Raw genomic sequence first — 10,612 nt, 5'->3', positions numbered from 1 at the left:
CCGCCTCCTCCAAGTACCTCATCGACGACGTGATCGGGAAGCAGCACGCCCAGCTACTGCCGTGGATCGCCTTGGCGGTCGGCGTGGCCACACTGGTGCAGGCCGTGACCGGCTTCGCCCTCTCACAAGTGCTTGGCGTCGCCGCGCAGCGGGCCATCACTGACATGCGGAAACGGGTCCAGGCCCACGTAGCCCGGCTCCCGGTCAGCTATTTCGATTCGACGAAGACGGGCGTGCTGATCTCGCGGATCATGTCGGACGCGGAGGGCATCCGGAACCTGGTCGGCACCGGCCTGGTGCAACTGGTCGGCGGGTTCGTGACCGCGGCCATCGCGGTGGGCGTGCTCTTCTGGCTCAACTGGAAGCTGACCGCCGTCACGCTCACGGTCCTGATCATCTTCGGCGGCGGGATGGCCATCTTCTTCAAGCGCCTCCGTCCGCTCTTCCGCGAGCGTGGAAAGATCAACGCCGACGTGACCGGACGGCTGGCCGAGACGCTCGGCGGCATCCGGATCGTCAAGGCGTACAGCGCCGAGCGGCGGGAGCGGTACGTCTTCGCGACCGGGGCGCACCGGCTCTTCCGGAACGTGGCCCAGTCGATGACGGCCATCTCCGGGACAGGCGCCTTCGCCACCGCCATCGTGGGCGGCATCGGCGTGCTGATGATCCTCGTGGGCGGCGGCGACGTGCTGGCCGGGCGGATGACCGTCGGCGACCTCATCATGTACGTGTTCTTTACCGGCCTGATGGCAGCGCCGATGGTGCAGATTGCCTCGATCGGCACCCAGATCACCGAGGCGTTTGCCGGGCTCGACCGGATTCGCGAAATTCGCCTCCTCGCCACCGAGGACCAGGAGGATGCCGTTCGGAAGCCGGTGGGCGACATCCGCGGCGACGTGGCGTTCGACCAGGTGTGGTTCGAATACAACCCCGGCGTGCCGGTCATCAAGGGGATCTCTTTCGAGGCGCCTGCCGGGACGACGACCGCGCTGGTCGGGGCGTCAGGCGGCGGCAAGAGCACCCTCATTTCACTCGTGATGGCGTTCAACCGGCCGAAGTCCGGCCGCGTGCTCATCGACGGCCGTGACCTCGCCACGATCCGGCTCTACGAGTTCCGCCGGGCCATCGGGGTGGTGCTGCAGGAGAATTTCCTCTTCGACGGCTCCGTCGCCGAGAACATCGCCTTTGCGCGCCCGCACGCCACCCGGGAGCAGATCGAGGCGGTGGCGACAATCGCCCACGCCGATGAGTTCATCCGCGGCTTCGAGAATGGCTACGACACGGTGGTCGGTGAGCGGGGGATCAAGCTTTCGGGGGGACAGCGCCAGCGGATCGCCATTGCGCGGGCCATTCTTGCCAACCCGAAGATCCTCATACTCGACGAGGCGACCAGTTCACTCGACAGCGAGAGCGAGGCGCAAATTCAGGACGGCCTGCGGGCGCTCCGGCGGGGGCGGACGACCTTCGTCATCGCCCACCGGCTCTCAACCATCGTGACGGCGGATCAGATTTTGGTGCTGGAGGGCGGTGACATTGTCGAGCGGGGGACGCATCGCGAGCTGCTGGCCTTGAACGGGCGTTACCGGCAGCTCTACGATCGGCAGTACAACGTGGAAATGGACCGCTTCATCAATCCCGGCGAGGACTTCACGCCGGAGCTGGATTCTGCACCGGCGCCGGCGCGGGTATCACAGAACCCGTAGCGATGGACATCACTTCGCGCAGGGTGGATTCGCCGCGGTCGCGGGCGTACCACTTGCGGGCCTGCGGATAGAGTTCGCCCTTCGGCATGCTGTCCCGATTGGCCATCACCCACGCCTGCAGCTCCGCCGGGCGAGGGCCCCAGTGGCCCACTTCCATGAAATCGGCATCCAGCACGATCACGATGGGGATCGACCGAGACCCGTTCGTGAGGTACCGGTCCATCACCTCCGGGTGCTCATCGCGACGGAGCACGCGCAACTCCAGTCCCGGCACCTGTTCGACCAGCTTGGCCAGCACAGGGATGGTATTCGACGCATCGCCGCACCAGTCCTCCGCCAGCACAAGCAGCCGGCGCGGAGTGGCCCCGAGGTCGAGACCGTTCGACCACTGCGGCAGCCTGGCAAACTTGTGGACGCCGACCCATAGGCCGCAGTGCTTCGTGCTCGCCGCCACGAAGTCATGGTACGGCAGCGCGGTCCGCCAGAGCGATGGGAAATCAAGCATGCTGCGTTCCTTCCGGGCCTGCTCGTGGAGCCTGGCCGATGTGACAGAGCCGCCGGCGGGATGATCCCGACGGCGGCTCTTTCGTCCGTCACCCCATGAACACCGGGAGAGCGGCTAGAGTTCCCGGATCTGTACCCCGCGCGCGGCGAGTTCGTCCACGTACGCCTGGAACGGCATCGCCTCGTCGGGGGTCAGGACCCCCTTTGCCTTTACCCGGCCATCGGCCTGCATCAGCCCGGTAATGGCCAGCGAGTACCCGGTGGTGCGCATCATGGCGCTGATGTTCCGCTCCATGTCTTTGTAGTCCACCAGCTGCCACACCACGGTGCCGGCCTTCCCGTCCTTGATGCCGCTCGCCTCCACGCGGAGCGCCACGAGGTCTTCGGCCTTCGGCTTCTTGAGGACCGGGGTGGCCGCGGCGATGAACACGTCCCGGGGCCGTACCTGCACGCCCTTCACGTCGATCGGCTCATTGCCAAGCAGGCCCAGCTCGCGGATCGGCTTCATGATGGCCACATGCCCGGGGTAGCGGAGCGTCTTGTATTCCAGGACGTCCACCTTCCCCTCGTAGCTGAACGGCATGGTGCTGACACCACCCGCGGTATGAAACGCTTCGAGCGTCCCGACCGGCTCAGGGAAGACCACGGGCTCCAGCTCGCTCAGGGCTTCGATCGGCGTGCGCTTGCCGCCGCGGAGGATCCAGGAGGTGGTGGTGTAGTAGTCCAGCGCGCCCTCGAGCGAGTACACGATCTGGTAGTTGAGCGGCGGCTCCGGATGGCGGGGCAACCCGCCCACGAAGATCTTGACCTTCTCCGCCTTGTCGAACCGCCGGATGCCCTCGGCAGCCAGGATATTGACCATCCCCGGGGCCAGCCCGCAGTCGGGAATGACGGAGAGTCCCTTGGCGAGGGCTGCATCGTGCAGTTTCTTCTGCTCGAAGACAATTTCGGTGTTGCCGCCGAGGTCGGCGAAGTTGCAGCCCGCCTCGACCGCACAAGCGGCCATCGGACCGTTGAAGTAGTAGGGGATGGCGCTCATGACGGACACATGGCCGCGCATCAGGGCGGTCACCGCCGGCAGATCCTTGACGTCGAGCTTCACGGCCTGGAGTCGGTCGGTCCCCTTGTAGGGGTCGAGGAAAGGAGCCAGGCGCTCGGGGTAGAGGTCGGCAATGGTCACCTGGGTGACGGCCGGGTTCTGAAGCAGATCGAAGGCGGTTGCACAGCCTTGGAGGCCGGCACCGAGAACCAGCATCTTCATACATTAGTCCTTGTCAAATCACGAGTTTCGAGACAGCCTTGAAATCTACCCCGGAGCGGCTTCCGGCTTCAACCCAGATCCCTGGAGCACGATGACGACCCCAGCCTCCCCCCCATCCGGCCGCCGCGACGGTGAGGGAACCCGGCAGAAGCTCCTACGGGCAGCCCTGGAACTCTTTACAGGAGAAGGGTTTCTGGCCAGCACCACCCCGATCATTGCCCAGCGGGCGGGGGTGGCGGAAGGGACGATTTACCGTCACTTCACCAGCAAGGAGCATCTCCTCAACGAGGTGTACCGGGGCACCCAGCGCTGGGCCACCGGCGTGGTCAAGGAAGTGGACGCCGATCGGTCACTCAAGGCGCCCGAGCGTCTGACACGGATTGCCAGGCGGTTCGTGGAGACGGCGGAGCGCGACCCGGCGGGGGCGAGGATGCTACTCCGCCAGCGCGACGCGAATTTCCTCGACGTACCGAGCCGTGACGCGGCGCGCGAGTTTCGCGAATCAGTCCAACAAGTCGTCGCAGCGGGGAAAGCGGACGGGATGGTGCGGGCGGGTCCGGCGGAACTCTGGACCTCAATCTGGCTGGTGGTCCTGGGGTTTGTCATCGAGCGGGTGGCATCGCGCGAGTGGACGATGGACCAGCCGCAAGTCGGGCAAGCCATCGAGTCGGCGTGGAGCGCTATTGCGGCCCCTGCCCTGCCGGCCCCGGAAAATAGGTCATCTGCCTCGGATCCAGCCGCGGCGGGGTGAGCCGAAGCTCACGCATCCGCCCCGGCCCGAGGGGGCGGATGAAGAATGACGCCCCGACGAAATAACCCACCGAGTCGCTTCCCCACCGCACGGGGCCCCTGCCGTCCGCGGAATACAGGGTGCGCTCGCCGCCGCCCTGTTCAACGCAGATGCCACCCTCCGGGCAATCGATCACCTGCGCAAAGGCCGGCGAGCCCACGAGCACGGCGAATGCGGAGTCGGCGTGCACGGCCTCCATGCTGTCGAGGATCCGGGGCGCCGGCTCAGCCGGGGGCGCGTGAGCCACCAGAGTGCTTGCCCCTGCCCGGATATAGAGCAGCGTGGCGTCCTCGCTCCATGCCACGGCGTCGGGCGGGGTGTCGCCCGGGGGGATGACCCGCTCGGCGCCGTTCAGGAGATTCATCACCACCACACGGCGGGAGGAGGGGTCATCGCGCACCCCTTCACGGATGAACGCGATGTCGGTTCCGAGGGGAGAGAGCGCGGGGGCCATCTCGCGGACGCGGGTGTAGGTGATCGGGAAGGTGGTGCCCCCGTCGGCGCGGACCGCAAACAGATCGCCGACGCCCGCCTCGCCGGTCGCCACGAAGACGGCGAAGGGCTCCTCCCCCGGCGCCAGGCGATTCTGGACCGGAGACATGGAAACCCGGCAGGCCGAGATTCCCGCCAGGGACAGGAGGCAGCAGGCACGAAGGCACGACAGCACGATTCGGTTCATTGATCTCAAATTAACAGTAGACGAGGGAGGGTCGGAGGCGGAGGAGGGTCGGAAGATTGCTCGGGAGGCGCACCCACACATCGAGCTTTTCTCCGGCATTCCCTCTCTTCCGACTCTCCCGCGTGTTCAGTCATGGGCATGTGGGACCTCGGTCCTCGGCCCTCAGTCCTTCAAGGTCTGCTCGTAGAACTCGAAGATCCGCTCCCACGCCCGCTCCGGCTGGTCGGTGTCGTTCCCCATTCGGCCGGGCGTCAAGAACCCGTGACCAGTACCAGGGTAGATGTCGTAGGTGAACGACTTGCCAAGCGCCTTCATCGTGGCGCTCACCTGTGGCAACGGATCGTCCACCCGGGCGTCCCTCTCGGCATACACGCCAAGGATCGGCGCCTGAATGCGTGCCATGGCTGCCGAGTCGGGGGCTGGGCCGTAGCAGACGACGGCGGCCTTGAGCTTCGGATTGTGGGTCGCGTAGGCAAAGCTCTGCTGACCACCCCAGCAGAAGCCGATGCTGGCCATCTGGCCGCGCGCCGCACCGGGGAGCGTGTCCACGAAGGCGGCGGTGGCGTCGAGATCGCCCATGATCCGGTCGGAGGTGAGCCCCGCGAAGAGCTTCCGCGCCGAGTCGGGGTTCGCAGGCGACTTGCCGTACTTGGAGGCGAGGAGATCGGGGGCGATGGCCACGTAGCCCTGCGCCGCGAGCTTGTCCACCACGGTCGTTTCCCACTGCGTCAGGCCGAAGATCTGGTGGATGACCAGCACCGTCGGCGCGCGGTCCTTCCGCTCCGGCCAGGCCACGTATGCGGGAATCGAGTCCCCGGCGGCGTTGGCGAACTTGACCCACTGGGCATGGGGCTCGGCTGCGGAGTGCGGGCGCGCTGCCGAGGCGGCAAGGACCGCGACCGCGGCAACGGCCGTCAGGAGTGGAATGGAGCGGCGCACGGCAATCTCCTTATCTCGAGCGTTACGAAGGGGACGCGGGAGGGTCGGAGGTCAAGGAGAGTCGGAGAACTGCATTGGAGGTGTCGCAACAGAACCATCAAGCGGTCTTCCGACCCTCCTTCCTCTCCGACCCTCCCTCGTAACCTCTCTACTCTCGCTCAGACCTCAGTCCTTGTAGACACCCCGAAGTGCCGACTCCGGTTCCGGCAGGTGGTGCCGGCTCTCCAGCGCTGCCTCCGCCGCCGCCTCGACCACGGCGGTGGCGGCGGACTCGACGTCGGCCAGTTCTGCTTCGCTCACGCCGGCCCCCTTCAGATACTCCTCGTAGAGGCCGATCGGGTCGCGCTGGCCCCAGTAGCTGAACAGCTCGGCAGGGAACGTCGCGCGCGCCTCGCGCTCGTCGTGCGTGGCGTGCCCGCCCATGCGGAAGGTATTGGCCAAGAGAAGAACCGGCCCCTCGCCGCGGCGGCACCGTTCCACCGCCAGCACGGCCGCCGCATACGAATCGAGGACGTTGTTGCCGTCGAAGCTCCAACCCGCCATGCCGTAGGCGGCGGGCCAGTCGGCGAAATCCCCGCCGAGATGATGCTGGTCGAGCCGCGTGCCAAGCGCGACCTGGTTGTTCTGTAGAATGTAGACCACCGGGAGCCGCTGCACCGCGGCGAAGTTCAGTCCCTCGTGGCTGGCGCCCGACTTGGCGGAGCCGTCGCCCACCCAGTTCATCACCACGCGTGGCGTGCCGCTGATCCGGCCGGCAAGGGCGATCCCGGCCGACACCGGCACCATCACCCCGACGGGCGAGACTGGCTGCAGCACATGGTGCGACTGCGAGCCGGCGTGCAGGTCGCGACCCGCGGAGGGGGAGTCAGCCGTGGCGAGATAGGCCCGCAGCATGTCGGCGAGCGGCATCCCCATGTCGCAGCAGGCGGCGGCGTTCCGGATCATCGGCGCCACAAAATCGGTCTCGTGGTCCAGCGCAAAGACGGGCCCCACCGTCGCTGCCTCCTCACCAGTGCCAAGCCACGCCTTGGTGATGACGCCCTGCCGGACCCATCGCGAGAGCGCGATGTCGTGCTGCCGCGCGCGCACCAGGCGCGCATAGAGGGTCAGCAGCTCGTCGCGCGAGAGACGGGCGACCACTTGCTGCCGTTCCGGGACCCGGTTGACGGTGGCGCGGAAGGCGTCCACCAGCGCCGGATCGGCCTTCCAGTTCACGTACTCGGGCGGCTCGAACGCCGGGTAGCGTTTCATGCCTGCCCCGCTTCGCTGGGAGGAGTGGACCGGAGGACGGTATCGAGGGCATCGCCGAAGGCGGCCATGGTGGGAAACCGGTTCGTGGGATCCATGGCGAGGGCACGCGTCAACGCCGCTTCCAGGCGCGCCGGCATTTCCGGCCGCACCATACGCAGCTGCGTCGGCTGTCCGCGCAGGCGAGCGATCTGGAGCTCCTGGGCCGTCTCGCCGTCGAACGGGAGGCGCCCGGCAAACATCTCGAAGGCGAGGATGCCCAGCGAATAGACGTCGCTGCGGGCGTCCAGGTCGCGCCCGCGAATCTGTTCGGGGCTCATGAACTCCGGGGTGCCAAGGATGACCCCGGCCGCCGTGAGCTTCTGGCTGACCGGGCGCCGCACCAGTTCAAGAGCCAGGCCGAAATCCATGACCACGGCGCGGGTGCCGCCCGGCAGCGCCGGATCGTTCACCAGCATGATGTTTTCGGGCTTCAGGTCGCGATGCAGCACACCCAGCTCGTGCGCATGCTGCAGGCCGCGCACCACCTGCAGCAGCAAGGAGAGCCCCTCCGCGAGTGGCAGCGGTCCGGTGCGGTTGATCCGCTCGTGCAGCGCCTCCCCCGGCAGCCAGGGCATCACGAGATAGACGAGTCCCGTGGGCGTGGCGCCGAGCTGCAGGATGGGACAGACGCTGGGGTGGTTGAACCGGCTGGCGACGAGCGCCTCGCGCTTGAAGCGCTCGACGGACTGCGGATCCGTCATGAGGTGTGGGGCGAGGACCTTGACCGCGACGTCGGCCCCGGTGGTCCGGTCGGACGCCAGGAAGACCGCCGCCATCCCCCCCTCCCCGATCTGCTGCCGCACCTCGAAGCGTTCATCGAGCACGGTGCCGGGCAGGTCGGACGCCTCTTCCTTCGGCTCGAGCGCGGTCCCATCCCGCGTGCAGAACCGCGCCGGCTCGGCGTACACTGCCCGGCACTGGGGGCAGCGCAGCGCGCTCAATCCCGGAACCGGTTGCGGCCGTCCGCCTTCGCCTTGTACATGTTGGCGTCGGCCAGCTTGAGGAACGACTCCGGGTCGGAGATGCGCTCGTCGGGGTAGGTGGCCACCCCGATGCTGATGGTGACGTGCACCGGCCGGCCCGGTTCGCCGAAATCATGGGCCGCCACGCGACGGATGATCCGTTCGGCGAAGATGCGCGCACCGGTCGGTCCCGTTTCGGGAAGGAGGAGAGTGAACTCCTCGCCGCCATACCGGGCCAGGACGTCCACGGCGCGCTGCTCGCGCTTGAGGAGGTTGGCCAGGCTGCGCAGCACCCGGTCGCCGGTGAGGTGACCGTGCTCGTCGTTGATCTTCTTGAACTCGTCGATGTCCACCATCAGGCAGGTGAGCACCGTGCCGTAGCGCTCGGCGCGCTCCATTTCCTGGACCAGCTTCTCGCTCAGGGCACGCCGGTTGTAGGTGTCGGTCAGCGGATCGGTCTCCGCCAGGTGCCGCATGTGTTCCTGGCCGTCCATGGCGGTCTCGAGGTCGTAGGCCTTCTCGAGCGCGGCCACGGCGGCCTTGATGACCTGGTCCGCAAACTGGACATCCTGCTGGTTGAGCGGCGCATCCTCGGCGGTGGTCCGGAGGAAGAAGACTCCCACCTGCTGGCCCTTCAGCTGGAACGGCAGGGCCAGGGCGGAGCGGGTCGGCACGGCAACCCCTTCCGCTTCCCACTCAGCCCGGACCGCCGAATAGAGGGGATCGGTCAGCACATCCTGCACGAGGACGACCTCGCCGGTCTTCAGCGCCTGCTGGATTTCGGGATAACGCCGGAGGTCGACGCGCAGGTTGCGCAGCATCGGGTTTTCATACGCCGCCACGACCGTGCCCGCTTCGTCCTCGGGCGAGCCGATCAGGATGGAGCACTTCGAGATCCGAAGGCCGCGTGCCACCCGTCGCACGAGAATCTGGTAGATCTCGTCCGGCTTCAGGGTAGCGGTCACCTCCTGCAGGATGTCCACCATTTCCGTGCGGGAACGCGCCTCGGCACGGGCCTGGTTGAGCTCGCGGCCGGTCCGGAGGTGCGCCTTGACCCGCGCCAGCAGCTCGCGCACCCGGAAGGGCTTGGAAATGAAGTCGGCGGCGCCGAGGCCGAGGGCGCGCACCGTCGCCTCTTCGGGAGGCATCGAGGAGATCATCAGGACGGGGAGGTCCTTGAACCGATAGTCGGTCTTGACCTTCTCGAGGAGTTGCAGCCCGTCCACCTTGGGCATCATGATGTCGAGGAGGAGCAGGTCGAACTGCTCGGCGAGCAGGTGATCGAAGAGATTTTCGCCGCCCGGCACGGTCGTGACCTCATACCCGTTGTCCTTGAGAATCCAGGACAGCGTGCGGGTCAGGGCCTGATCGTCGTCCGCGACGATGATCTTCGGGGCCAGGCTCATTCAGTTCACCAGTCGGTCGAAGAAGTCCTCGTCCATATTGCCGCCGCTCACCACCGCCACCGCCGGACCATGCGGCCGCACCTTCCGGGCGAGGAGCGCCGCGGTTGTGACGGCCCCGGACGGCTCCACGCGCAACCCCGCCTCATGATGGAGCAGGCGCACGGCCGCGGCAATTTCCTCGTCGGACACGGTCACCACCTCGTGAATGACCGGTGCGATGAGCGGATAGGTCATCGAGCCCACCGAAAGGGTGAGCAACCCGTCGGCCATGCTGGTGGCGCGCTCCAGCGTGGAGGGGCCACCGGCCTCCATCGCGGCGGTCAGCTTGGCCGCGCCCTCCGGCTCGACCGCCACCACCTTCACCTCGGGGTGCATGCCGGCCACGGCCACGCAGATGCCGGCCAGCAACCCGCCGCCACCCACCGGCACCAGGATGGTCTCCACATGCGGCCACGCCTCGAGGATCTCCACGCCGCAGGTGCCCTGCCCTGCAATGACATCCGGGTGATCGAAGGGCGGCAGCATGGCCAGCCCCTCGGCGGCGCAGATTTCCTCCGCCTTCACCTTGCGATCGAGCGACCTGGGGCCTACAAACACCACCTCGCCACCGAGCTTGCGCACCCCGTCCACCTTGACCTGGGGAGCGGTGTCTGGCATCACGATGACGGCACGGACCCCCACCTGCGACGCGGCCCACGACACGGCCAGCCCGTGGTTGCCGCTCGAGTAGGTGATCACCCCGCGGGCCCGCGCCTCTTTCGGCATGCGCTGAATGGCGTTGTAGGCGCCGCGCACCTTGAAGGCCCCGATCGGTTGCATCTGCTCGCACTTCAGCGCCACCGAATGTCCGGTGAGCTTGGTGAGCGCCGGCATCTCGACCAGCGGCGTGCGCGCCGTGACGCCCGCGATCGTCTTGGCAGCGGCGCGGATGTCCTCGAGGGTGACAGAGGGCGCGTGGACGGTGTTCATCAGCCCTCGTCCGTGTCGTCACCGGCAGGCGCGGCGGCTTCGTCGCCGGTCGGCTCCTCGGTGCCGCTGTCGTCTTCCTTCACCACGCGCGCCACGTCCACGAGCATGT

The 10,612-nt window shown here is 67.3% G+C and carries 10 protein-coding genes; 2 read left to right on the top strand and 8 right to left on the bottom strand.

Annotation, left to right across the window (positions count from 1 at the left end; all coding sequences use genetic code 11):
• On the top strand, nucleotides 1-1,703 hold a 1,703-nt coding region (locus R2910_14050; protein MEZ4414103.1), incomplete at its 5' end, for an ABC transporter ATP-binding protein.
• Here the strand turns inward: R2910_14050 and R2910_14045 are convergent.
• Together R2910_14045 and R2910_14040 are read right to left on the bottom strand one after the other, a co-directional pair.
• A complete protein-coding gene (locus R2910_14045; GenBank protein ID MEZ4414102.1) occupies nucleotides 1,648-2,208 on the bottom strand; it encodes a thioredoxin family protein in 561 nt (186 codons plus the stop codon). The two genes, R2910_14050 and R2910_14045, sit on opposite strands and share 56 nt — an antisense overlap.
• 114 nt (nucleotides 2,209-2,322) lie before the next feature.
• Nucleotides 2,323-3,468 (bottom strand): saccharopine dehydrogenase C-terminal domain-containing protein, encoded by a 1,146-nt coding sequence (locus R2910_14040; GenBank protein MEZ4414101.1) that lies wholly within the window; start codon nucleotides 3,466-3,468, stop codon nucleotides 2,323-2,325.
• Nucleotides 3,469-3,559: 91 nt separating this feature from the next.
• Here R2910_14040 and R2910_14035 point away from each other — a divergent pair, with 91 nt between their 5' ends.
• Nucleotides 3,560-4,219: a TetR/AcrR family transcriptional regulator gene (locus R2910_14035; GenBank protein MEZ4414100.1), complete on the top strand. Its 660-nt coding sequence runs from the start codon at nucleotides 3,560-3,562 to the stop codon at nucleotides 4,217-4,219.
• Here R2910_14035 and R2910_14030 read toward each other — a convergent pair.
• The 6 genes from R2910_14030 to R2910_14005 all read right to left on the bottom strand — a co-directional run bounded on the left by R2910_14030 (nucleotide 4,149) and on the right by R2910_14005 (nucleotide 10,503).
• Nucleotides 4,149-4,859, bottom strand: a complete 711-nt coding sequence (locus R2910_14030; GenBank protein ID MEZ4414099.1) for a hypothetical protein — start codon at nucleotides 4,857-4,859, stop codon at nucleotides 4,149-4,151. The genes R2910_14035 and R2910_14030 overlap by 71 nt on opposite strands.
• A gap of 240 nt (nucleotides 4,860-5,099) precedes the next feature.
• Nucleotides 5,100-5,876 carry a dienelactone hydrolase family protein gene (locus R2910_14025; GenBank protein ID MEZ4414098.1) on the bottom strand — a complete coding sequence of 259 codons (777 nt, stop codon included), beginning with the start codon at nucleotides 5,874-5,876 and terminating at the stop codon, nucleotides 5,100-5,102.
• A gap of 165 nt (nucleotides 5,877-6,041) precedes the next feature.
• Complete coding sequence (locus R2910_14020; protein ID MEZ4414097.1) at nucleotides 6,042-7,127, bottom strand: thiamine pyrophosphate-dependent dehydrogenase E1 component subunit alpha; 1,086 nt, start codon at nucleotides 7,125-7,127, stop codon at nucleotides 6,042-6,044.
• The gene (locus R2910_14015) at nucleotides 7,124-8,107 is read right to left on the bottom strand and encodes a serine/threonine-protein kinase (GenBank protein ID MEZ4414096.1); all 984 of its coding nucleotides are present in this window, start codon (nucleotides 8,105-8,107) and stop codon (nucleotides 7,124-7,126) included. Before R2910_14015 ends, R2910_14020 begins: the two co-directional genes overlap by 4 nt.
• Entirely contained in the window at nucleotides 8,104-9,534 is a 1,431-nt protein-coding gene (locus R2910_14010) for a diguanylate cyclase (GenBank protein ID MEZ4414095.1), read from the bottom strand. The genes R2910_14015 and R2910_14010 overlap by 4 nt, the downstream gene beginning before the upstream one ends.
• The gene (locus tag R2910_14005) at nucleotides 9,535-10,503 is read right to left on the bottom strand and encodes a threonine/serine dehydratase (protein ID MEZ4414094.1); all 969 of its coding nucleotides are present in this window, start codon (nucleotides 10,501-10,503) and stop codon (nucleotides 9,535-9,537) included.
• Between the last annotated feature and the right edge of the window lie 109 nt (nucleotides 10,504-10,612).

The sequence above is a fragment of the Gemmatimonadales bacterium genome, assembly GCA_041390145.1.
GTDB lineage: Bacteria > Gemmatimonadota > Gemmatimonadetes > Gemmatimonadales > GWC2-71-9 > SPDF01.
Note: the sequence above shows the minus strand (reverse complement) of the source record. Positions and strands in the feature narration are given on the sequence as shown.

Bases quoted from the DNA above. Each gene is read 5' to 3' on its own strand.
- R2910_14040 (MEZ4414101.1), bottom strand. From the start codon at position 3,468: ATGAAGATGCTGGTTCTCGGTGCCGGCCTCCAAGGCTGTGCAACCGCC.
- R2910_14005 (MEZ4414094.1), bottom strand. From the start codon at position 10,503: ATGAACACCGTCCACGCGCCCTCTGTCACCCTCGAGGACATCCGCGCC.
- R2910_14020 (MEZ4414097.1), bottom strand. From the start codon at position 7,127: ATGAAACGCTACCCGGCGTTCGAGCCGCCCGAGTACGTGAACTGGAAG.
- R2910_14030 (MEZ4414099.1), bottom strand. From the start codon at position 4,859: ATGTCTCCGGTCCAGAATCGCCTGGCGCCGGGGGAGGAGCCCTTCGCC.
- R2910_14035 (MEZ4414100.1), top strand. From the start codon at position 3,560: ATGACGACCCCAGCCTCCCCCCCATCCGGCCGCCGCGACGGTGAGGGA.
- R2910_14045 (MEZ4414102.1), bottom strand. From the start codon at position 2,208: ATGCTTGATTTCCCATCGCTCTGGCGGACCGCGCTGCCGTACCATGAC.
- R2910_14010 (MEZ4414095.1), bottom strand. From the start codon at position 9,534: ATGAGCCTGGCCCCGAAGATCATCGTCGCGGACGACGATCAGGCCCTG.